The 20,317-nt window shown below is 66.0% G+C and carries 24 protein-coding genes; 9 read left to right on the forward strand and 15 right to left on the reverse strand.

Features of this window, described 5'->3' with window-relative positions; translation table 11 throughout:
- Nucleotides 1-197: 197 nt before the first annotated feature.
- From CVO77_RS10875 to CVO77_RS10910, 8 genes are all read right to left on the reverse strand, one after another.
- Entirely contained in the window at nucleotides 198-677 is a 480-nt protein-coding gene (locus CVO77_RS10875) for a DUF4402 domain-containing protein (protein WP_242445903.1), read from the reverse strand.
- A gap of 306 nt (nucleotides 678-983) precedes the next feature.
- Nucleotides 984-1,937, reverse strand: coding sequence for a ParB/RepB/Spo0J family partition protein (locus CVO77_RS10880; RefSeq protein WP_105999071.1), 954 nt, complete (start codon nucleotides 1,935-1,937; stop codon nucleotides 984-986).
- Entirely contained in the window at nucleotides 1,938-2,720 is a 783-nt protein-coding gene (locus CVO77_RS10885) for a ParA family protein (RefSeq protein WP_105999072.1), read from the reverse strand. It abuts the gene before it with no gap.
- Entirely contained in the window at nucleotides 2,717-3,367 is a 651-nt protein-coding gene (gene rsmG, locus CVO77_RS10890; RefSeq protein ID WP_106000783.1) for a 16S rRNA (guanine(527)-N(7))-methyltransferase RsmG, read from the reverse strand. Before rsmG ends, CVO77_RS10885 begins: the two co-directional genes overlap by 4 nt.
- A 301-nt stretch (nucleotides 3,368-3,668) precedes the next feature.
- Nucleotides 3,669-4,172, reverse strand: a complete 504-nt coding sequence (locus CVO77_RS10895) for an RES family NAD+ phosphorylase (protein WP_146130854.1) — start codon at nucleotides 4,170-4,172, stop codon at nucleotides 3,669-3,671.
- Entirely contained in the window at nucleotides 4,169-6,040 is a 1,872-nt protein-coding gene (gene mnmG, locus CVO77_RS10900) for a tRNA uridine-5-carboxymethylaminomethyl(34) synthesis enzyme MnmG (RefSeq protein WP_105999074.1), read from the reverse strand. The genes CVO77_RS10895 and mnmG overlap by 4 nt, the downstream gene beginning before the upstream one ends.
- A gap of 97 nt (nucleotides 6,041-6,137) precedes the next feature.
- Entirely contained in the window at nucleotides 6,138-7,460 is a 1,323-nt protein-coding gene (gene mnmE, locus CVO77_RS10905; protein WP_105999075.1) for a tRNA uridine-5-carboxymethylaminomethyl(34) synthesis GTPase MnmE, read from the reverse strand.
- A gap of 8 nt (nucleotides 7,461-7,468) precedes the next feature.
- Entirely contained in the window at nucleotides 7,469-7,765 is a 297-nt protein-coding gene (locus CVO77_RS10910) for a DUF6489 family protein (protein ID WP_105999076.1), read from the reverse strand.
- A gap of 96 nt (nucleotides 7,766-7,861) precedes the next feature.
- Here CVO77_RS10910 and CVO77_RS10915 point away from each other — a divergent pair, with 96 nt between their 5' ends.
- The 3 genes from CVO77_RS10915 to CVO77_RS10925 are packed head-to-tail and all read left to right on the forward strand — an operon-like array spanning nucleotide 7,862 to nucleotide 10,548.
- On the forward strand, nucleotides 7,862-8,569 hold the full coding sequence (locus CVO77_RS10915) for a dienelactone hydrolase family protein (protein ID WP_105999077.1): 708 nt from the start codon (nucleotides 7,862-7,864) through the stop codon (nucleotides 8,567-8,569).
- Nucleotides 8,566-8,964 carry a nuclear transport factor 2 family protein gene (locus tag CVO77_RS10920; protein ID WP_105999078.1) on the forward strand — a complete coding sequence of 133 codons (399 nt, stop codon included), beginning with the start codon at nucleotides 8,566-8,568 and terminating at the stop codon, nucleotides 8,962-8,964. The genes CVO77_RS10915 and CVO77_RS10920 overlap by 4 nt, the downstream gene beginning before the upstream one ends.
- Nucleotides 8,965-8,970: 6 nt before the next feature.
- Nucleotides 8,971-10,548, forward strand: a complete 1,578-nt coding sequence (locus CVO77_RS10925; RefSeq protein ID WP_105999079.1) for an FMN-binding glutamate synthase family protein — start codon at nucleotides 8,971-8,973, stop codon at nucleotides 10,546-10,548.
- Here the strand turns inward: CVO77_RS10925 and CVO77_RS10930 are convergent.
- From CVO77_RS10930 to hemE, 7 genes are all read right to left on the reverse strand, one after another.
- Nucleotides 10,545-10,946: a DUF1489 family protein gene (locus tag CVO77_RS10930; protein ID WP_105999080.1), complete on the reverse strand. Its 402-nt coding sequence runs from the start codon at nucleotides 10,944-10,946 to the stop codon at nucleotides 10,545-10,547. The two genes, CVO77_RS10925 and CVO77_RS10930, sit on opposite strands and share 4 nt — an antisense overlap.
- A gap of 43 nt (nucleotides 10,947-10,989) precedes the next feature.
- Nucleotides 10,990-11,709, reverse strand: coding sequence for a YjbE family putative metal transport protein (locus CVO77_RS10935; protein ID WP_105999081.1), 720 nt, complete (start codon nucleotides 11,707-11,709; stop codon nucleotides 10,990-10,992).
- Between the two features lies 1 nt (nucleotide 11,710).
- Nucleotides 11,711-12,379 carry a YjbE family putative metal transport protein gene (locus CVO77_RS10940; protein ID WP_105999082.1) on the reverse strand — a complete coding sequence of 223 codons (669 nt, stop codon included), beginning with the start codon at nucleotides 12,377-12,379 and terminating at the stop codon, nucleotides 11,711-11,713.
- Complete coding sequence (locus tag CVO77_RS10945; protein ID WP_105999083.1) at nucleotides 12,379-12,672, reverse strand: antibiotic biosynthesis monooxygenase family protein; 294 nt, start codon at nucleotides 12,670-12,672, stop codon at nucleotides 12,379-12,381. The genes CVO77_RS10940 and CVO77_RS10945 overlap by 1 nt, the downstream gene beginning before the upstream one ends.
- 9 nt (nucleotides 12,673-12,681) lie before the next feature.
- Nucleotides 12,682-13,938: a transcription termination factor Rho gene (gene rho, locus CVO77_RS10950; protein ID WP_105999084.1), complete on the reverse strand. Its 1,257-nt coding sequence runs from the start codon at nucleotides 13,936-13,938 to the stop codon at nucleotides 12,682-12,684.
- Between the two features lie 191 nt (nucleotides 13,939-14,129).
- A complete protein-coding gene (locus CVO77_RS10955; protein ID WP_105999085.1) occupies nucleotides 14,130-14,579 on the reverse strand; it encodes a CopD family protein in 450 nt (149 codons plus the stop codon).
- A gap of 9 nt (nucleotides 14,580-14,588) precedes the next feature.
- The gene (gene hemE / locus CVO77_RS10960; protein ID WP_105999086.1) at nucleotides 14,589-15,614 is read right to left on the reverse strand and encodes a uroporphyrinogen decarboxylase; all 1,026 of its coding nucleotides are present in this window, start codon (nucleotides 15,612-15,614) and stop codon (nucleotides 14,589-14,591) included.
- A 368-nt stretch (nucleotides 15,615-15,982) separates the two neighbouring features.
- Between hemE and CVO77_RS10965 the strand changes: the two genes are divergently transcribed.
- Genes CVO77_RS10965 through hpf form a run of 6 tightly spaced genes read left to right on the forward strand, consistent with a single transcriptional unit; the run spans nucleotide 15,983 to nucleotide 20,163 of the window.
- Complete coding sequence (locus tag CVO77_RS10965; RefSeq protein WP_106000784.1) at nucleotides 15,983-16,795, forward strand: pyruvate, water dikinase regulatory protein; 813 nt, start codon at nucleotides 15,983-15,985, stop codon at nucleotides 16,793-16,795.
- A complete protein-coding gene (locus tag CVO77_RS10970; protein WP_105999087.1) occupies nucleotides 16,792-17,391 on the forward strand; it encodes a Maf family protein in 600 nt (199 codons plus the stop codon). Before CVO77_RS10965 ends, CVO77_RS10970 begins: the two co-directional genes overlap by 4 nt.
- Nucleotides 17,388-18,203: a shikimate dehydrogenase gene (gene aroE / locus CVO77_RS10975; protein WP_105999088.1), complete on the forward strand. Its 816-nt coding sequence runs from the start codon at nucleotides 17,388-17,390 to the stop codon at nucleotides 18,201-18,203. The genes CVO77_RS10970 and aroE overlap by 4 nt, the downstream gene beginning before the upstream one ends.
- On the forward strand, nucleotides 18,200-18,823 hold the full coding sequence (gene coaE / locus CVO77_RS10980) for a dephospho-CoA kinase (protein ID WP_105999089.1): 624 nt from the start codon (nucleotides 18,200-18,202) through the stop codon (nucleotides 18,821-18,823). The genes aroE and coaE overlap by 4 nt, the downstream gene beginning before the upstream one ends.
- 19 nt (nucleotides 18,824-18,842) lie before the next feature.
- Nucleotides 18,843-19,544 (forward strand): DNA polymerase III subunit epsilon, encoded by a 702-nt coding sequence (dnaQ, locus tag CVO77_RS10985; RefSeq protein ID WP_105999090.1) that lies wholly within the window; start codon nucleotides 18,843-18,845, stop codon nucleotides 19,542-19,544.
- A gap of 43 nt (nucleotides 19,545-19,587) precedes the next feature.
- Nucleotides 19,588-20,163 (forward strand): ribosome hibernation-promoting factor, HPF/YfiA family, encoded by a 576-nt coding sequence (hpf, locus tag CVO77_RS10990; RefSeq protein ID WP_105999091.1) that lies wholly within the window; start codon nucleotides 19,588-19,590, stop codon nucleotides 20,161-20,163.
- Nucleotides 20,164-20,317 lie beyond the last annotated feature (154 nt).

Here is a 20,317-nt window from a genome sequence, read left to right on the forward strand (position 1 = left end):
AGACACGATCCCCACAATCGTTCGGGGACGACGGTCGTCGCCCCATTTGGTTGGTCGCGTCCCTGTTGCGCCATCATGGTTGATATTTTGCTAACCATGATGGGTTCGCGCGCAACAAAAAGGGCCCCGGAGCCTGGTGCTCTGGAGCCCTTTTGTCCGGTCGGCGAGCGCGCGGCCCGCCGGCCCCCCACCCAATATTATTGGTAGTTGGCGGTGACGTTGAACGTCCCCGAATAATTGCCCGCCGCCTGGTTGGCGCCGACGTTCAGCGTGCCGCCGACCGTGAAGCTGCCACCGGTCGCGGTAAGCATCAGGTTCGGCACCGAATAGGTCAGCGCGGCGGTCATGCTATTGCTGCCCGCGGTCAGCGTGACCGTCGCCGGACCGCTGATGCCGACATTGGCGCCGCTCGTCCCGCCGAGGCTGAAGCCCGCGGCCGAGGTCGTGCCGATGCAGGTCAGGCCGCTGCCGCAAGTCGCGGCGCCGGCGGTCGAAACCGCGACGGTCGAGGCGGCGGTGCCGCTGACGATCGTCCCGAAATCGAGGTCGCTGGTGTTGAGGATGGTCAGCGGCGCAAGGATCTTGGCCTTGGCCGTCGCCGTCGCCGACGTAGCGTGCGCCGCCGAGGCGGTCATCGCGAGGGCAGCAATCGCGGCGCCGGTGAGGGCGCGCTTCATTCCAGTGGTGCGCATATGATTTGGTCCCTTGAACAAGTCGAAATTCGAATGGAAATCCCACCCCATTCGCCGACCCCTTTAGCCGATCACCCGTTCAGTTTTTGCCCCACAAGCATGGTTAACAGCGTATAGAGAAAATGCCCGCGTTGCATAGTGCAAGCGAGCGAAAACAAGGCCTTGGGCCATGACAGGACGGATCGTGGGGATCGCCTATGGCCTGTTAACGGCCCGCCGCGGGACAGATTAAGGGGCCGCGAGGCAAAAGTGCGCGCGGCTCGATTCGTCCTCCCGGCGCCGGCCGCAAGCCTAAATCCCTTCGCCGCTCAGCCGCTGGCAGATCATGTCGAGCTGGTCGAGCGACCCAAATTTGAGCGTCAGCGCGCCCTTGCCGCCGCCGGCATAGTGGATCGCGACGCCAATCCCCAGCAGTTCGGCGAGGTGGCGTTCGACCGCGACGATATCGGGGTCGCGGCCGCCGTCGAGGCTCTTATATTCGAGCGGCGCCTTGCGTCCGCCGCCCTTGCCCGCGCGCACCAGCGCTTCGACCGCGCGCACCGACAGGCCTTCCTTGACGATCCGCCGCGCCATATCTTCGCCATCGACGGCGCCGATCAACGCGCGCGCATGCCCCATCGACAGCGAACCGTCGCCGACCAGATCCTGCACGCCCTGCGGCAGGTCGAGCAGCCGCATCAGGTTCGCGACATGGCTGCGCGACTTGCCGACGAGCTTCGCCAGCGCGTCCTGGCTGTGACCGAAATCGTCGATCAGGCGGCGATAGGCGGCCGCTTCCTCGATCGCATTCAGATCCTGGCGCTGGATATTCTCGACCAGCGCGATCTCATAGGTCGCGGCATCGTCGAGGTCGCGGACGAGCGCGGGAATCTGGTGCAGCCCGGCGCGCTGCGCCGCGCGCCAGCGGCGTTCACCGGCAACGAGCTGATAGCCCTGCCCATCGGGAGCATGGCGGATGATGATCGGTTGCAAAAGCCCGCGCGCGCCGATCGAATCGGCAAGCTCCACGATCGCGGCCTCGTCGAAATGGCGGCGCGGCTGGTTCGGCAGCGGACGAATCGCGGCGACCGCGATGTGCTGGACCGCATCGCCCGGTATCGGCGCCGCCTTCGCCGCCGCCCCCGGCGTGGCGAGGACCGGCGCTTCGACCGCGACGTCGCCGAACAGCGCATTCAGCCCGCGCCCCAGGCCGGAGGGCCGCTTGCGCGGCGTGTGCGCGTCCATTTCCTTTTCATTATCAGACATTTAAGCGGCCTTGCGAATGTCGGGAAGGCGGTCGATCAGCTCGCGCGCAAGCGCGATATAGGCGGCCGACCCGGCGCAACGATGGTCATAGATCAGCGCCGGCAAGCCGTGGCTCGGCGCTTCGGACAGGCGGACGTTGCGCGGAATCACCGTCTCGAACACCACCGGGCCGAGCACTTCGCGGACATCGTCCGACACCTGGTCGGTCAGCCGGTTGCGGCGGTCGAACATGGTGAGCGCGACCCCGAGAATGAACAATTGCGGGTTGAAGCGCCCGCGCACGCGCTCGACCGTGGTGAGCAGCTGACTGAGCCCTTCGAGCGCGAAAAATTCGCACTGGAGCGGCACGAGCAGCGATTCGGCGGCGATCAGCGCATTGAGCGTCAACATGCCGAGCGACGGCGGGCAGTCAATCAGGCAGATGTCCCACTGCCCCGCTTCGGCGCCCGACAGCGCCTGTTGCAGGCGGTGCAGCCGATCGGCGAACTCGATCAGCTCGATCTCGGCGCCCGACAGATCGACGGTCGCGGGGACGATATCGAGCCGCGGCACCGCGGTCGGCACCGCGCATTCGGCGACCGTCGCCTCGGCGCGCAGCAGGTCATAGCTCGAATATTCGCGCTGCGCCTGCGTGATGCCGAGCCCGGTCGACGCATTGCCCTGCGGGTCGAGATCGATGAGGAGCGTCCGCCATCCGGTCGCCGCGAGCGCGGTCGCCAGATTGATCGCGGTCGTCGTCTTGCCGACCCCGCCCTTCTGGTTCGCCACGGCAATGCGGATCATCGCTTTCCTCGCTGTTCTGCGCCGATTCGACCTTCGCCGACCAAGATCCGGCTTGTCGCGTCGGTGCGGCTCTGTTCCACGTGAAACATTCTCTGCCATGGCTGCGGCAGCAATGCCAGTTCCTTAACCGCGTTTCGCCCCTTTGGCAGCAGCCAGCGCGTCGATTCGGTGGAAAAACGCGTGGACAAGGCGATCAGCCGGTCGAGCGGCGCAAAGGCGCGCGCGCTGATCGTCGCTGCCGGCCGCGTTTCGATGCGTTCGAGCGGCGCTTCGGCGACTTCGACATAGCGCAAATCGAGGGTGTCCGTGACCGCGCGGAGAAAATCGCAGCGCCGCTTGCGCGATTCGACGAGCAGCAGCGGCCGCTCGCTCAGAATCGCGATCACCAGCCCCGGCAACCCCGGCCCGCTCCCCAGGTCGACCCAAAGCCCGTCGCTCGCCCGGTCGAGACACAGCAGTTGAGCGCTATCCGCGATATGCCGCACCCACAGGCTCGGGATCGTCGAAGCCGCGATCAGATTCTGCCGGTCATTCTCCTCGACCAGCATCGCCGCGAAGCGTTCGAGCTGCCCCCATTGCCGAACCGCCGGGGCGAAGGCGTCCCCAATCCAGTCCCGCGCCTGCTCCTCGCTCGCCAACACCATCATTTCGTCCCTCATTCGCATCCCAACCCGCGAAGCGGAATCTCTCTTATTCTTCGCGCTTTTGCGCCTTTGCGTGAGATTTTGATGAGTTTACGCGAAGACGCGAAGAAAGGCACCTCGCCAGCAGGCGGAGCAAATGTCTCACACAAAGACACGAAGATGTCGTGTGATAGATTCATCGTCGATGAGAATTGGAGTGCGGCATTTTCATATAAATCGCGCTTCGCGCGATATCGCGACCGACAACCGCGACCGAAACCGGTCTCTTTGTGTCTTTGTGTGAGCTTCATCGAAGGCCGGTCCATCAACGACAGCGATAGACATCCAGCATCGGCGGCCGGTGCAGGCATTCGGCGAAGCTGAACGGCCGCGTGACGAGCGGCGGCACTCGCTCAGCCTCGGGGTGTCGGGGGTTCATCAGGATCACATCGGCTTCGGGCAGAACCTTCGACCGAATGGCCGCCAGCAGCGATCGCCGCGTGTCGAGCCATTCATCGACGCACGCGATGATAGCCGGACGTGGCAGGTCGTCGGCTATGCGCTCCGGCACCGCATCAACCGACGTCCAGCCCAGCAGATGGTCGCTTTCCGCATCGAGACGGTCGGGCAAGAGATAGCGCAGCGCGACAAGAACCGCGAGTCCGGCTTCGCTGGCAAGACTGACGACCGGGCGTCCCGCCGACGAATATCGACCACCGAATTTCTCCGCCCCGGCCCCGTCCAGCGCGACATGCGGCTCGCGGCTCAAACGCCAAAGCTTCATGGGGTGGCTATCCTCTTTCGGGTCTTGATGCGCGGCCACGATCACGCCGCCCGCCGCCGCCCATGCACCATGATCGCGGTCAGCGCCGCCGGCGTCACCCCGTCGATCCGCGCCGCCTGCCCCAACGTCTCGGGCCGGGCTTTCGCCAACCGCTCGACCATCTCGCGCGACAGCCCGCCGATCGCGCCATAATCGAGCGCGGGATCGAGCGCGATCGCCTCGTTCGCGGCAAGCGCGCGCAGTTCGGCGTCCTGCCGTGCGATATAGGGCGCGTAATGCGCATCCTCGGCCAGCTCGGACAGGATCGCCTCGTCGATGCCGTCGAGCGCGGGCGCGAGGGTCTTGAGCGACGCCATCGTGGCATCGGGGAAGCGCAGCAGGTCGATCCGCTGGCGTGTCACCCCGTCGCCCGGGATCGCGAGATCGATCGCGGCATAATCCGACGACAGGACCGGCGCCGCCAGCAGCGCTTCGGCGCGCGCCCGCTCGGCCTGCCGCGCCTCGAACAGCGCCGCCGTCGCAGGCCGCACCAGCCCCAGCGCCATCCCCTTCGGGGTCAGCCGCGTCGCCGCATTGTCGGCGCGCAGCCGCAGCCGATATTCGGCGCGCGCGGTGAGCATGCGATAGGGCTCGGTCACCCCCTGCAACACCAGATCGTCGATCATCACCCCGATATAGGATAAGGAGCGGTCGAGGATCAGCGGATCGCGGCCACTCGCCGCGAGCGCCGCATTCGCCCCGGCGACCAGCCCCTGCGCGGCGGCCTCCTCATAGCCCGTCGTGCCGTTGATCTGGCCCGCGCAATACAGCCCGTCGATCGCGCGAAGCTGCAAACTGCGGTCGAGCGCGCGCGGGTCGATATGGTCATATTCGACCGCATAGCCCGGAACATCGATCTCGACTTTCTCCAGCCCTTCGATCGTGCGCAGCATCGCGAGCTGGACATCGGCGGGGAGCGAGGTCGACACGCCATTCGGATAGACGAGCGGCGAGTCGAGCCCCTCGGGCTCGAGAAACACCTGATGCCCGTCGCGATCGGCGAAGCGATGGATCTTGTCCTCGATCGACGGGCAATAACGCGGACCCGCCGCGCCGATCGCTCCGGTGAACAGCGGCGAGCGGTCGAGATTCGCGGCGATGATCGCGTGGGTTTCGGGGTTGGTGCGCGTGATCGCGCAGAAAATCTGCGGAACGCTTCGCGCGCTGTTCCACGTGGAACAGGTCCAGTCGCCGCTGTCCGACGGCTGTTCTTCGAGCCGTGCCCAATCGATCGTCCGCCCGTCGAGACGCGGCGGCGTGCCGGTCTTGAGCCGCGCCATCGGCAGATCGGCGGCGCGAAGCTGGGCGGCGAGCCGATGCGCGGCGCCCTCGCCGATCCGCCCACCCTCCATCCGTTCCTCGCCGCGAAACAGCCGCCCGCCGAGAAAGGTCCCCGTCGCGAGCACCACCGCCTTTGCCGACAGACGGCTGCCGTCGCCGAGTTCGAGCCCCCCGACGCGATTGCCGCACTCGCCGCCGGGCGACAATATCAGCGCCGCCGCTTCGCCCGCGACCACGGTGATCCCGTCCTCGGCGGCGAGCAATTTCTGGATCGCTTCGCGATAGAGCTTGCGATCGGCCTGGATGCGCGGCCCCTGCACCGCCGCGCCCTTCGATGCGTTGAGCATCCGGTAATGGATCGCGGCGCGATCGGCGGCGCGCGCCATCCAGCCGTCGAGCGCATCGACCTCGCGCATCAAATGGCCCTTGCCGAGCCCGCCGATCGCGGGATTGCACGACATCGTCCCGATCAGCGCGGGATCGAAGCTGACGAGCGCCACGCGCGCGCCAAGCCGCGCCGCCGCCGCGGCGGCTTCGGTCCCGGCATGTCCACCGCCGACGACGATGACATCGAAATATGCGCTCTTCTGCATGGGTGCGGCGCCTTTAGCCCAACACCAACATGGAATCCACCGGCGCGTAGCGGGCCTCGCCTGGATTACAGGATCGCCGCCTGTTCCACGTGGAACATCATTTGCCGATGCAGAAGCGCGCGAACAGCGTGTCGAGCATTTCCTCGACCCCCGCGCGCCCGGTGATGCGGTCGAGCGCGGTCGCGGCGAGTCGCAGCCGTTCGGCGAGCAGAATGAGGTCGCTGACCTCGCGCGACCGCGCATCGATCATCAGCCAGTCGCGCGCCTCGGCCAGCGCGGCGCGCTGGCGCTGGCGGAGCGCGGCTTCGCCTTCGCGCGGCAACAGGGTGCGCGCCATCTCGACGATCATGCTGTGGAGCCGGTCCATCCCCTCCCCCGTCGCCGCCGACAGGATCAGGTCGCAGCGCGCCGCCTCGGCCTCGGCGGCGGCATCGCCGCGCCAACGGTCGGCCTGCGCCGCGATCAGCATGACGCGCGGATGGTCGGCGGGCGCCTCGGTCGGCGGCCCGAGCCAGAGCAGAAGATCGGCGGCCTCGACCGCCGCCCGCGCGCGCTCGATCCCGATCGCTTCGATGGCATCGGCACTTTCCGCGCGAATGCCTGCCGTATCCGAAAAGCGCATCGCAATCCCGTCGAGCGCGAGCGGCGTTTCGATCACGTCGCGCGTCGTCCCCGCGACCGGCGACACGATCGCCAGCTCACGCTGCGCCAAGGCATTGATAAGTGTAGATTTACCTGCATTTGGCGGCCCCGCGATCACCACCGACAGCCCCTCGGCAATCACCTCCGCCGCCGGCCGCGCCAGCCATTCGTCCAGCTCGGCGGCCAGATCCGCCATCCCCACCACCAGTCGCTGCGCGGCACCTTCGTAAACTTCGACGTCATCCTCGTCGGCAAAATTAAGCTCGGCCTCGGCGCCCGCCATCAGCGTGAGCAGGCGCGCCTGCCAGTCGGCGACCGCGCGCGACACATGGCCGCGCGCCATGCCGAGCGCCTGGACGCGCTGGCTTTCGGTCTCGGCCGCGAGCAGGTCGGCGAGTCCCTCGGCCTCGGCCAGGTCGATCCGGCCGTTGAGAAAGGCCCGCCGCGTGAATTCGCCCGCCTCGGCGCGGCGCAACCCCGGCAGCGCGGCGAGCGCCGCTTCGACCGCCGCGACCACCGCGCGACCGCCGTGGAGATGCAGTTCGGCCAGATCCTCGCCCGTCGCGGTCGCCGGTCCCGGAAACCACAGTAGCAGCGCGCGATCGAGCGGCGCGCCCGCCGCATCGGTCAGGTCGGCGAGCGACGCGCGGCGCGGCGCGGGCAGCCGCCCCGCCAGTGCCGCGAGCGCCGCACCGGCCGCGGGCCCGCTGACCCGCACGACCGCGATCGCCGCCGGCGGCATCCCGCTCGACAGCGCGAAAATCGTATCGCTTACAATGGTTTGGTTCAGCTCTTGCGTCCCTTGGCGGGCGTGTCGCCATCGGTTTTGTCCGACGATTTCGTCGCTCCGCCCATCAGTCCGCCGCCGAACTGGCCGAGCAAGGACTGAACGAGGCCCAGCCCTCCTTCACCCATCGGCACCCAGCTCTTGACCATCGCCTGCACCATGTCGGGGGTGATACCCTTTGCCATCAGCTCCTTGACCCGCGACAGATAGATGTCGTGGAGCGGTTCGAGGTCGGGGAGCCCGAACAGCCGCCGCGCCTCTTCGGGCGTGCAATCGATCTCGATATGGAACTTCATGGCCTGACTTTCCCCTTCGGCGCTTGAGCCGCGCCCTGTCGCCCGCTAGCTTCGCGCTTTCACCGTCAAGAAGCAAGAGACAGGAGAGCTTCCCCCATGTCCGCATCCTCCCCGACGAACACGACCATCGCCGCGCTCGACAGCGAGGGCACGATTCCCGCCTATGTCGCGCGCCCCGACGCCGATTCGTCGCGCGCGATCATCGTGATTCCCGAGATTTTCGGGGTGAATGCGGGGATTCGCGAGAAATGCGACGATTGGGCGGCGCAGGGCTATCTGGCGGTCGCCCCCGACATTTTCTGGCGTTTTGCCCCCGGCATCGAGCTCGACCCCGACGTCGAGGCCGAAATGAACGAGGCGCTCGGCTATTTCGGCCAGTTCGACGCCGACAAGGGTGTCAGGGACATCGAGGCGGTGATCCGCTGGGCGCGCGGGCAAGGCACGAACAAGGTCGGCGCGGTCGGCTTCTGCCTCGGCGGCAAACTGGCCTATATGACCGCGGCGCGCACCGATATCGACGCATCGGTCGGCTATTATGGTGTGATGATCGACCAGATGCTGAACGAAAGCCACGCGATCGCGCATCCGCTGCTGCTCCATATCCCGACCAACGACCATTTCGTCAGCCCCGAAGCGCAGGCGAAGATGCACGACGGCCTCGACCCGAACCCGAAGGTCACGCTCCATGACTATGACGGGCTCGACCATGGCTTTGCCGCGACCCACGGCAACCGCCGCAACGAAGCGGCGGCGCAGCTCGCCGACGGCCGCACCCGCGCCTTCTTCGCCGAGCAGTTGGCATGACGGCCGCCGACGGAATCGCCGCCTGGCACGCCTATATGGCGGGCGGCGGCGATCCGGAGGCGCTGAAAGCCTTGCTCGCCGAGGACGCGGTGTTCCATTCGCCCGTCGTTCACACCCCGCAGCAAGGCCGTGACAAGGTCTTCGCCTATCTCCATGCAGCCAGCCATGTGCTTGGCGGCAACAATTTCCGCTATCTGCGCGAGATCGTCGACGGCGACCAGGCTTGCCTGGAATTCGCCACCGAACTCGACGGCATCGCGATCAACGGTGTCGATATCATTCGCTGGGACGAGGATGGAAAGATAAAAGATTTCAAGGTGATGGTCCGACCGCTCAAGGCCATCAACAAGGTGTGGGAAAAAATGGCCGACATGCTCGCGGCACAGGCGGGCTGATCGAGGATGGCCCGCTGGATCGCCTTTCCCATCCTGATCGCGCTCGCCGCCGCCGCGGCATGGTGGGCGCCCGCGCGCTGGACGCTGCTGATCTGGGTGCCGCTCCTCCTTCTCACCCTCTATGACGCCATCCAGACCAAGCACAGCCTGCGCCGCAACTATCCGCTGATCGCGCGCATCCGCTGGCTGTTCGAGGCGCTGCGCCCCTTCCTCTATTCCTATATCGTCGAAAGCCCGCTCGAAGGCCGTCCCTTTGCGCGCACCGAACGCGATATCGTCTACCAGCGGGCCAAGGGCGACCTCGATGCACATCCCTTCGGCACCGAACTCGACGTCTATTCGGACGAATATGAATGGATGAGCCACAGCATCGCGCCGACACACGACCATGACCGCACGCAGCGGGTCAAGGTCGGCAGCGCGCAATGTTCGCGGCCCTATGACACCGCGCTGCTCAACATTTCGGCGATGAGCTTCGGCTCGCTCGGCGCCAATGCGATCGAGGCGCTCAATCTCGGCGCCAAGCTGGGGAATTTCTACCACGATACCGGCGAGGGCGGTTTCAGCCCCTATCATGCGAAGCACGGCGGCGACATCGTGTGGGAACTCGGCAGCGGCTATTTCGGCTGCCGCGACGCCGACGGACGCTTCGACCCCGAACGCTTTCGCGACCGCGCGCAGAACGACCAGGTCAGGATGATCGAAATCAAGCTCAGCCAGGGTGCGAAACCGGGGCATGGCGGGGTGCTGCCCGGCCCCAAGGTCAGCGCCGAGATCGCGGCGACGCGCGGCGTTCCCGAAGGGCATGACTGTATCTCCCCCGCCGCGCATTCGGCTTTCGCGACCCCGATCGAGATGGTCGAATGGGCCGCGAAGCTGCGCGATATGGCGGGCGGCAAGCCCGTCGGCATCAAGCTTTGCGTCGGCCAGCCGCACGAAATCTATGCCGTCATGAAGGCGATGATCGAAACCGGAATCCGGCTCGATTACATCGTCGTCGATGGCGCCGAGGGCGGCACCGGCGCCGCACCCATCGAATTTTCCAACCGCGTCGGCATGCCGCTTCGCGAAGGGCTGATCTTCGTGCGCAACGCGCTCGTCGGCTGCGGGCTCAAGGAAGAGATTCGCCTCGCCGCGTCGGGCAAGGTGCATTCGGGCGCGGGGCTCGCGACCAATTGCGCGCTCGGCGCCGACTGGTCGAACGCCGCGCGCGCCTTCATGTTCACCCTCGGCTGCGTCCAGTCGCTCAAATGCCACACCGACAAATGCCCGACCGGGATCGCGACGCAGGATCCCGGCCGCCAGCGCGGGTTGGTGGTCGAGGACAAGGCCGAACGCGTACGCCGCTTCCAGGCCGCCACGGTGTCGGCGCTGTGGGATATCAGCTGCGCGATGGGGCTCGACAATCCGTGGGCGATCCAGCCGCATCACCTGCACGAACGGCTCAATTCGTCGCGCTCGGATTCGATCGATCGAATCTATAAATTCTACGATCGCGGGGTGCTGCTGGGCGATCCCGCTTCGGTGTCGAGCGCCCGCTATTGGGCGATGGCGCGCGCGAACAGCTTCCGCGCGGCGCTTTAGATCAGACTCAATTCCGCCAGCTCGCGGTAAAGTTCGGGCGGCAGGTCGCCGATCCCGTCGCCGTCGGCGACAGCTTGCGGGGCATCGGCATCGGTCAAATAGCGCCAACCCTGATGCGCGCGCTTCGGCTGCGGATGGATGCGCTCGAGCAGACCCTTGCAGACGATATCGATCCGCCCGTCGTCGCGATCCGCGAAGCGCAATATCTCGACCCGGCCGACCAGCGTGTGGCGGACGATGAAGTGCAGCTTGCCACCGATCAGCTCGTCGGCGCGCTTCGGCTTGAACCGCGTCGTAAAGCGGATTTCGCCGCCCTCGGTCCGCGCCGCAATCCGCGCGGCAAGCGCCGGATAATCGGGACAGCCAACGGCGACGCGGGTCATGTGAAGCTGGGACATGGCCCCTATATGGGACGCCAGCGACGGAACGCCAGCGCCCCGCTCAGCGGCCGAGCAGTTCCATGAAATGCGGGTGAACGTCGTCCCAGCCCTCCCAGATCATCTTGCCCGCGACATAGACGATCACGACAAGCCCGACCCACGCGATCCAGCGATAGCGCTCGATATATTTGGCGATGACGTTCGCCGCGACCCCCATCATCGCGACCGCGAAGATCAGTCCGACGATCAGGATGCCGGGATGCTCGCGCGCCGCACCAGCCACCGCGAGGACATTGTCGAGGCTCATCGACACGTCGGCGACCGCGACGCCCCAGGCGGCCGCGGCAAAGCTTTTGGCGGGATGCAGGCCCGAATCCTCGTCGCCCGCAATCTCGGGCGAGCCGGCCGATTCGCCGTGGCCGCCGCGCAGGTCGCGCCACATGCGCCACGCGACCCAGAGCAGCAGCAGGCCGCCCGCGAGCACCAGCCCGACGATGCCGAGCAATTGCTGGACGACGAGCGCAAAACCGACGCGCAGGACGAGCGCGGCGCCGACGCCGATCAGGATCACCTTGCGGCGCTGTTCGGGCGGCAGCCCCGCCGCGAGCGCGCCGACGACGATCGCATTGTCGCCCGCGAGGACGAGGTCGATCAACAGCACCTGGACGAAGGCGGAAAAGGCCGCAGGTTCGGTGATGTTCGAAAAATCATGGACGATCGCGTCCCAGATTCCCGCCGAAGGCGCCGCACCGGCGGCAAAATTCATCAACTCCACGATCATGTCAGCGCACCCATCCAAATAAATGACCAAGGCCGATTACGGGATCGACCCAGCCGTCGTAAATCATCTTCAGCGCCACATAGAGGATCACGACCAGCCCGACCCAGGCGATCCAGTGATAACGCTGCAACAGCTTGGCGACATAATTCGCCGCGAGGCCCATGACCATCACCGTGAAGGTCATGCCGACGAACAGCAAGGCCGGATTTTCCCGCGCGATCGACGCGACGAGCAGGACATTGTCGATGCTCATCGACAGGTCGGCGACCATGATCGACAGCGCCGCCTTGAAAAAGCTGGTGCGTGCGGGCGGTCCCTCGATCGCCTCCGTCGCCGGATCGTCGATCGGGCCCCCGCCTTTCGCCGGACGGATCTCGCGATACATGCCATAGGCGACCCACAGCAACAGCAGCCCGCCGGCGAAGACGAGGCCGGTGATCTTGAGAAGCTGCGTCGCGATGAGCGCGAAACCGATCAGGAAGACCAGCGCCATGCCGACGCCGAGCATCAGCACGCGCTTGCGGTCGCGTTCGGGAAGCCCACCGGCGATCGTGCCCATGATCAGCACATTGTCGCCCGCCATGGTGAGGTCGCCGATGATGATCTGGCCGAGCAGGATGAGGCCCGGCCCGGTGAAGATCGCCGAAAAGTCCATCGCCGAAAAATCCATCAGAGCGGCTCTCCGAAATAGCTGACCTCGGGCACCGGGTCATAAAAGGGGTGGAGCAGCGCGCGCCACCGCTCATATCGTTCCGAACGCCGGAAGCCCTCGCGATGATCCGCGACCGACCGCCAATGCGCGACGAGCAGATAGGGCTGACCGACGGCAAGCGGTGGGCGGATTTCGAGGCCGAGGAAACCCGGTGAGGCTTCGATCAGCGGCCGCGCTGCGGCGACCGCCGTCTCGAATGCGGCTTCATGGCCCGGTCGAACCGGCAACAAGGCAAGTTCGACCACGGCCACCTGCGCGGACTATTGGTTCATCGAATCGAAGAAATCTTCGTTCGTCTTGCTGTCCTTGATCTTGTCGAGCAGGAATTCCATCGCATCGATGGTGCCCATCTGCATGAGGATGCGGCGCAGCACCCACATCTTGCTGAGCTTGCCCTTCTCGACGAGCAATTCTTCCTTGCGGGTGCCCGACTTGCCGACGTCGAGCGCCGGGAAGATGCGCTTGTCGGCGACCTTGCGGTCGAGGACGATTTCGCTGTTACCCGTGCCCTTGAATTCCTCGAAGATCACTTCGTCCATGCGGCTGCCGGTATCGATCAGCGCGGTGGCGATGATCGACAGCGAACCGCCCTCCTCGATATTGCGCGCGGCGCCGAAAAAGCGCTTCGGCCGCTGGAGCGCATTGGCATCGACGCCGCCGGTCAGCACCTTGCCCGACGAGGGGACGACAGTGTTGTAGGCACGGCCGAGACGCGTGATCGAATCGAGCAGGATGACGACATCCTTCTTGTGCTCGACGAGGCGCTTGGCCTTTTCGATCACCATTTCGGCGACCTGGACGTGGCGCGTCGCGGGCTCGTCGAAGGTCGAGGAGACGACCTCGCCCTTGACGCTGCGCTGCATGTCGGTGACTTCCTCGGGACGCTCGTCGACGAGGAGGACGATCAGGTAAACCTCGGGGTGGTTGTCGGTGATCGCCTTGGCGATATTCTGGAGCAGCACGGTCTTGCCGGTGCGCGGCGGTGCGACGATCAGCGCGCGCTGGCCCTTGCCCTGCGGGCTGACGAGATCGATGACCCGCGCCGACTTGTCCTTGACCGTCGGATCGATGGTGTCGAGCGACAATTTCTGGTTCGGATAGAGCGGGGTGAGGTTGTCGAAATTGACGCGGTGGCGGACCGCCTCGGGATCGTCGAAATTGACGCTGATCAGCTTGGTCAGCGCGAAATAGCGTTCGCCGTCGCGCGGGGCGCGAATCTCGCCCTCGACCGTGTCGCCGGTGCGCAGGCCGTATTTGCGGACCTGGTTCGGCGAGACATAGATGTCGTCGGGACCGGCGAGATAATTGGCCTCGGACGAGCGCAGGAAGCCGAAGCTGTCGGGCAGGACTTCGATCGTTCCCGATCCGATGATTTCTTCGCCTTCTTCGGCGAGTTCCTTGAGGATCGAGAACATCAGATCCTGCTTGCGCAGCGTCGAGGCGCCCTCGACCCCCAGTTCCTCGGCCATTTCGACGAGCTGGGCGGGCGACTTGGTCTTGAGTTCTTTAAGATGCATGGATGGATTCCAAGATAGATTTTGGGAGAAAATACAGTCGATTTCGATGCACCGCCGGGGTGCCTATCCGGCCGTGGGACGACCGTTAAAGATAGCTTCGGCGCAAGGAAGCGCCGCCCGCACGGGGCGGGGTTGATCGGCCCCTATAACCGGCTTTTGCGCAAGTCAATCGGCTCTCGCCAGAGCGAGGGTCAGAAAGGCCGGACGATCACGAGGATGACGATGATCGCCGCGGCGATTCCCGGCACCTCGTTAAGCAGGCGGAGCCGCTTTTCGGTCAGCGGACGCTCGCCCTTCTTCAATTTCTTGAAATAGCCGATCAGCCAGCCATGATAGGCCGACAGCAGCAGGACGAGCAGCAATTTGGCGTGAAACCAGCCTTCGCGCCACACATCGGCGTTGAAGGCGAGCATCAGCCCGAACACCCAGACGAGAACGAGCGACGGATTGAGGATGATCTTGCGCAGGCGATCCTCGCGCTCGATCCACTTTTTATCCTCGTCGGACCCGACCGGGGTCTGGTGATGATAGACGAAGAAACGCGGCATCATGAACAGGCCCGCCATCAGGAAGATGACGAAAATCACATGCGCGGCTTTGACCCAAAGCATCGTCACCCCCAGAAAACCCGCCAGTCCCATATTGCCTGCCTATCCACGCACGCGCCGGATCAGATGTTCGACATGGGCAATCGGCGTGTCGGGCACGATGCCATGACCGAGATTGAAGATATGGGGGCGATCGGGGAAAGCCGCAAGGATGCGATCGATCGCGCCGTCGAGCGCCTCGCCCCCCGCGACGAGCGCAAGCGGATCGAGATTGCCCTGCACCGGCAGATGCGGCGGTAAGGCGCCATCGGCCCAGACGGGATCGACCGTCTCGTCGAGCCCGATCGCATCGACCCCGGTCTCATTGGCATAGGCCGCCAGCTTGCCGCCGGCGCCCTTGGGAAAGCCGATGATCGGCGTATCGGGATGAAGCGCCTTCAGCCGGCGCACGATCTCGGCATTGGGCGCGATCACCCAGCGTTCGAACTGCGCGGGGGAAAGGCTCCCTGCCCAGCTGTCGAAGAGCTGGACCGCCTCGACGCCCTGTTCGATCTGCCCCGAAAGATAGGTGACCGAAAGGTCGACGATCGCATCGATGATCGCCGCGAACGCCCCCGGATCGCCAAAGGCCAGGCGCCGCGTCGCGGCCTGGTCCTTCGACCCCTGCCCCGCCACCATATAGGTCGCGACCGTCCACGGGCTGCCCGCGAAACCGAGAAAGGTCGTTTCGGGCGGCAAGGCATCGGCGACGCGAGCGACGGTGTCATACACCGGGTCGAGCCGTTGCGGCATCGCGTCGAGCGCCGCCAGCGCGCTGTCGACGAGCGGCGGCGCCAGCCGCGGCCCCTCGCCCGCCTCGAACCACAGATGCTGGCCGAGCGCGTGCGGGATGACGAGAATGTCGGAAAACAGGATCGCGCCGTCAAAGCCGAAACGACGGATCGGCTGCAAAGTGACCTCGGCCGCCGCCTCGCTGTCATAGCAAAGCTCGAGGAAGCCGCCCTTGGTCTCGCGAAGGGCGCGATATTCGGGGAGATAGCGTCCCGCCTGGCGCATCAGCCACGTCGCGGGCCGTTCCTGCCGCACCCCGCGCAGCGTTGCCAGCAAGCTCTTCGACGACGCCTTCACGCGATCTCTCTTTCTCTCTTCATATAATATTGAATAGGATTGTGGTGGTTTGTTGGTCGGCGGATTGCGGGGCTTTAGGCGCAGGCGCCCCTTTTGCCAACAGCTTGACTCCGGATGTCACGGCTATCGCCACGGAGTCGCCGGACGCTGTCCCCCTAATTCACAGCCTGTGGATAAATTTCCTCCCCTGTGGACAAGTGAGCGAACGGAATCGGCAGCGTCGGGGAGGAATTTTCGCTGCCGGACTTGTCCCGGCGGTTATGCCGAAACTTATCCACAACCGCTTTCCGGCGGCCCCCGCCTTCGCGGGGGCGACGGAAGGAAAGCGCCGCTTGCCTTTTCCTTCGCCGCTGCGAAAACAGGACGCCATGGACCGGCTCCACCTGCACCTCATATCCGACTCCACCGGCGAAACGCTCGAAAATATTGCCAAGGCGGCGATCGCGCAGTTCGACGATGTCGAGGTCGTGCGCCATTTCTGGCCGATGGTGCGATCCGAATCGCACCTCGACCGCATCATCGCCGAAGTCCAGGCGAGCCCCGGCATGATCCTGTTCACTTTGGTCAACGGTGAGCTTCGCGCCAGCCTCGAGCGACGCGCCGAGGCGCTCAACCTGCCGCTCGTTCCTGCGCTCGATGCAGTCACCGATGCGCTGTCGCGGATGCTGGGACAGGAGGCAAAGGCGCGCCCCGGCCGCCAGCATGTCCTCGACGCCGCCTATTTCGCGCGGGTCGAGGCGATCCAATTCACCGTCGCGCACGACGACGGTATCGGCTGGGAGAATTGGGAGCAGGCCGACATATTGCTCGCCGGAGTGTCGCGCACGTCGAAGACGCCGACGAGCATCTATCTCGCGAACCGCGGCTACAAGACCGCGAATATCCCGATCGTCCCCGAATCGCCGCCGCCCGACGTGTTGTTCCATCTGAAGCGGCCGATGGTGGTCGGGCTGACCACCGGGCTCGACCGGCTGGTGCAGGTCCGCCGCAACCGCCTTCTCTCGCTCAACCAGGCGCCCGAAACCGCCTATGTCGACGATGAACGGGTCAAGGCCGAGCTCGCTTATGCGCGGCGCATGTTCGCCGACAACGGCTGGCCGGTGATCGACGTGACGCGCCGCTCGATCGAGGAGACCGCGGCGGCGGTGATCAAGCTGGTCGAGGATCGCGGCGCGGCATGACAGAGCTTCTTCTTGCCTCGCAGAGCAGCGGGCGCGCCGCGATGCTGCGCGCCGCCGGTCTCCACTTCGAGACGAGCGCGGCGCATCTCGACGAGGAAGCACTGACCGCGTCGCTGCTGGCGGCGGGCCAGACGCCGCGCAACATCGCCGACGCGCTCGCCGAGGCGAAAGCGATCAAGATTTCCTCGCGGCTTCCGGGCGTCACCGTGATCGGCGCCGATTCGACGCTGGCGCTCGACGACGGGTCGATGCTGAGCAAGCCCGAAAGCCCCGCCGAAGCCGCCGACCATCTGCGGCGGATGGCGGGCGGCCGCCACCGCCTGTTCAGCGCCGCGGTCGCCGCGCAGGGCGGTGCGCCGGTGTGGCGCGCGATCGGCGAGGCGAAACTTTGGATGCGCCCCTTGTCGGACGCCTTCATCGCCGATTATGTCGCGCGCCACTGGGACAGCATCCGCTGGACCGTCGGCTGTTACGAGATCGAGGGGGCGGGGGTGACATTGTTCGACCGGGTCGAGGGCGACCCCTGGACGATCATCGGCATGCCGATGCTGCCGTTGCTCGCCTGGCTGCGCGCCAGCGGATTGGCGCCAGCATGAGCGGCACCCCTTATGCCGAAGTGATCGGCGATCCGATCGCCCAGTCGAAATCGCCGCTGATCCACGGCTTCTGGCTGAAGGCGCTGGGGATCGAGGGCGATTACCGCCGCTGCCATGTGACCCCCGCCGATCTGGCCGCCTATGTCGGCGAGCGCCGCGCCGATCCCGCCTGGCGCGGCTGCAACGTGACGATGCCGCACAAGGGTGCGGTGATGGACCTCGTCGACGATCCCGGCGACATCCGCGGCACGATCGGCGCGATGAACACGATCATCCGTCAAAAGGACGGCACGCTGATCGGCACCAACACCGACGCCGCGGGCTTTTATGCGCCGCTTGCCGAACTCGACCTCGAAGGCGCGCCGGTCGCGGTCGTCGGCGCCGGCGGCGCGGCGCGCGCGGTGCTGTTCGCGCTCGCCCGCGCCAGGGTCGGCAAGGTGACGATGCTGGGCCGCTCGCCGCTCAAGGCGATGGGGCTGCTCGCGACCTTCGGGCTCAAGGGCGACGTCGTCGCGCTCGACGCGCCGCTTGCGCCCGTCTCGTTGCTCGTCAATGCGAGCAGCCTCGGCATGACCGGCCAGCCGCCGCTCACCCTCGACCTGTCGCCCCTGCCCGCTCGTGCGATCGTCTATGATCTCGTCTATTCGCCGCTGCAAACCGGGCTTCTCGCGGCGGCGGAGGCGCACGGGCTGGGCGTGGTCGATGGGCTCGACATGCTGATCGGCCAAGCCGCGCTCGCTTTCGAGCTGTTTTTCGGCGCCTCGCCGCCCGAGGGCCGCGACGAGGAATTGCGCGGGCTGCTGACCGCATGACGCACCGCCCGCGCCCCGGCTCGCGGCTTCGCCGCCCCTTCATCCTCGGCCTCACCGGCTCGATCGGCATGGGCAAGTCGACCGCCGCGACGATGTTCGAGCGCGAAGGCGTCCCCGTGTTCGATGCCGACGCCGAGGTGCACCGGCTGCAAGGGCCCGGCGGCGCCCTGGTCGCCGCGATCGAGGCGCGCTTTCCCGGCACCACCGGACCGAACGGCGTCGATCGACAGAAACTCGGCGCGCGCGTGCTCGGCAACGGCCACGAACTCGCGGCGCTCGAGGCGATTATCCATCCGGCGGTCGGCAAGGCGCAGAAGCGTTTCCTCGCGCGCCACCGTGCCCGCGCCATCGTCGTCCTCGACATTCCCCTGCTTTTCGAAAAGGGCGGCTGGCGGCGCGTCGGCGCGATCGCCGTCGTCTCGGCGCCGGCGTGGATGCAGCGAAAGCGCGTGATGCGCCGCCCCGGGATGACCGCCGCCAAGCTGAAGGCGATCCGCCGCCTGCAAGTCCCCGATCGCGTCAAGCGCGCCCGCGCCGATTTCATAATCGAAACCGGCCGACCCAAAAGCGCGACGCACCGTCAGATTCGCGCCATCGCCTCTTGTTTCCGCGCCCGATAGGGGCGATATTGATTGGAAGATGCGAGAGATAATTTTCGATACGGAAACAACGGGACTCGACCCCAGGGCGGGGCATAGGCTGGTCGAAATCGGGTGCATCGAACTGATCGACCGCCGCGAATCGGGCCAAACCTTTCACGCCTATTTTCATCCCGAGCGCGACATGCCGGCCGAGGCCGAGGCGGTGCATGGCCTGTCGATCCAATTCCTGTCGGACAAGCCGCTTTTCGCGACGTGTGTCGACGAGTTGATCGAGTTTCTGGGCGACGCGCCGATGGTCGCGCATAACGCCGCCTTCGACTTCGGCTTCCTCAATGCCGAACTCGCGCGCGCGCGCCGTCCGGCGCTCGACATGGGCCGCATGTGCTGCACCGTGCAGATGGCGCGCAAGCTCCATCCGGGGGCCAAGCACAGCCTCGACGCGCTCTGCACGCGCTATGGCATCGACCGCAGCCACCGCGTCAAGCACGGCGCGCTGCTCGACGCCGAACTGCTCGCGCATCTGTATATCGAAATGACCGGCGGACGGCAGATCGGCCTTGGCCTTGCGGCCGAGAGTGCGGCGGCCGCGCGCGGGTCCGTCGCCGACCCGGTTCGCGCCGCCGCGCCGCCGCGCCCCTTTCGCGAACCGCGTGCGCATGCCGCCGATGCGGCCGAACTGGCGCGCCATGCAGAATTCGTCGCCAAGCTTACTGGACCGCTTTGGCACGATAGTCCGTGACGGCGGCTCCGGCCGCCGCCGCGTTTCTGGAAGGAGAAGAAAAATGGAAATCCGCGTCTCTGGACACCAGATCGAAACCGGCGAAGCGCTTCAGGCGCGCGTGTCGGACCGGATGAACGCGATTGCCGATAAATATTTCTCCCGCGCGATCGGCGCGCACGCGACCTTCGGCAAAGGGCCGCACGACAGCTTCCAGTGCGATATCGTCGCGCATGTGATGCAGGGCCTCGTGCTCAAGGGACACGGCCAGGCGCAGGACGCGCATGTCGCCTTCGAGGCCGCGGCCGAGCGCATTGAAAAACAGCTCAGGCGCTATATGCGACGATTGAAGGATCGCAGCAACCTCAACGGCCAGTCGGCTGGGTCGATCGACGACATTGTCGAGAATGCGAGCTATGTCGTGTTCGACGGCGGCGGCGACGAGGATGAGGCGGGCGACGCGCCGGCGATCATCGCCGAAACGCGCGTCGATATCCCGACCAGCAGCGTGTCCGACGCGGTGATGATGCTCGACCTTCGCAACACCAACGCGCTCTTGTTCGTCAACGGCAAAACCGGCTCACACAATATGGTCTATCGCCGCGATGACGGGACGATCGGCTGGGTTGAGCCCCGCTAGGGACAGGGCCGCCAGACAATAGGACTGGATTTTATCCGCCATCCGGCCTAAGGGCCGCGCCCATTGATACCCGGATGGCGGGGCCTGCCACACGACCGATCCCCCGATCGATTGCCAACAGGATGAACCGGGCGTCTGCCCGGCGGATATGATT

The sequence above is a fragment of the Sphingopyxis lindanitolerans genome (assembly GCF_002993885.1).
Classification (GTDB): Bacteria; Pseudomonadota; Alphaproteobacteria; order Sphingomonadales; family Sphingomonadaceae; genus Sphingopyxis; species Sphingopyxis lindanitolerans.

Coding starts and splice junctions, on each gene's coding strand:
- CVO77_RS10875 (WP_242445903.1), bottom strand. CDS start 677: ATGAAGCGCGCCCTCACCGGCGCCGCGATTGCTGCCCTCGCGATGACC.
- CVO77_RS10880 (WP_105999071.1), bottom strand. CDS start 1,937: ATGTCTGATAATGAAAAGGAAATGGACGCGCACACGCCGCGCAAGCGG.
- CVO77_RS10885 (WP_105999072.1), bottom strand. CDS start 2,720: ATGATCCGCATTGCCGTGGCGAACCAGAAGGGCGGGGTCGGCAAGACG.
- rsmG (WP_106000783.1), bottom strand. CDS start 3,367: ATGATGGTGTTGGCGAGCGAGGAGCAGGCGCGGGACTGGATTGGGGAC.
- mnmG (WP_105999074.1), bottom strand. CDS start 6,040: ATGCAGAAGAGCGCATATTTCGATGTCATCGTCGTCGGCGGTGGACAT.
- CVO77_RS10910 (WP_105999076.1), bottom strand. CDS start 7,765: ATGAAGTTCCATATCGAGATCGATTGCACGCCCGAAGAGGCGCGGCGG.
- CVO77_RS10915 (WP_105999077.1), top strand. CDS start 7,862: ATGTCCGCATCCTCCCCGACGAACACGACCATCGCCGCGCTCGACAGC.
- CVO77_RS10920 (WP_105999078.1), top strand. CDS start 8,566: ATGACGGCCGCCGACGGAATCGCCGCCTGGCACGCCTATATGGCGGGC.
- CVO77_RS10925 (WP_105999079.1), top strand. CDS start 8,971: ATGGCCCGCTGGATCGCCTTTCCCATCCTGATCGCGCTCGCCGCCGCC.
- CVO77_RS10930 (WP_105999080.1), bottom strand. CDS start 10,946: ATGTCCCAGCTTCACATGACCCGCGTCGCCGTTGGCTGTCCCGATTAT.
- CVO77_RS10935 (WP_105999081.1), bottom strand. CDS start 11,709: ATGATCGTGGAGTTGATGAATTTTGCCGCCGGTGCGGCGCCTTCGGCG.
- CVO77_RS10940 (WP_105999082.1), bottom strand. CDS start 12,379: ATGGATTTTTCGGCGATGGACTTTTCGGCGATCTTCACCGGGCCGGGC.
- rho (WP_105999084.1), bottom strand. CDS start 13,938: ATGCATCTTAAAGAACTCAAGACCAAGTCGCCCGCCCAGCTCGTCGAA.
- CVO77_RS10955 (WP_105999085.1), bottom strand. CDS start 14,579: ATGGGACTGGCGGGTTTTCTGGGGGTGACGATGCTTTGGGTCAAAGCC.
- CVO77_RS10965 (WP_106000784.1), top strand. CDS start 15,983: ATGGACCGGCTCCACCTGCACCTCATATCCGACTCCACCGGCGAAACG.
- CVO77_RS10970 (WP_105999087.1), top strand. CDS start 16,792: ATGACAGAGCTTCTTCTTGCCTCGCAGAGCAGCGGGCGCGCCGCGATG.
- aroE (WP_105999088.1), top strand. CDS start 17,388: ATGAGCGGCACCCCTTATGCCGAAGTGATCGGCGATCCGATCGCCCAG.
- coaE (WP_105999089.1), top strand. CDS start 18,200: ATGACGCACCGCCCGCGCCCCGGCTCGCGGCTTCGCCGCCCCTTCATC.
- dnaQ (WP_105999090.1), top strand. CDS start 18,843: ATGCGAGAGATAATTTTCGATACGGAAACAACGGGACTCGACCCCAGG.
- hpf (WP_105999091.1), top strand. CDS start 19,588: ATGGAAATCCGCGTCTCTGGACACCAGATCGAAACCGGCGAAGCGCTT.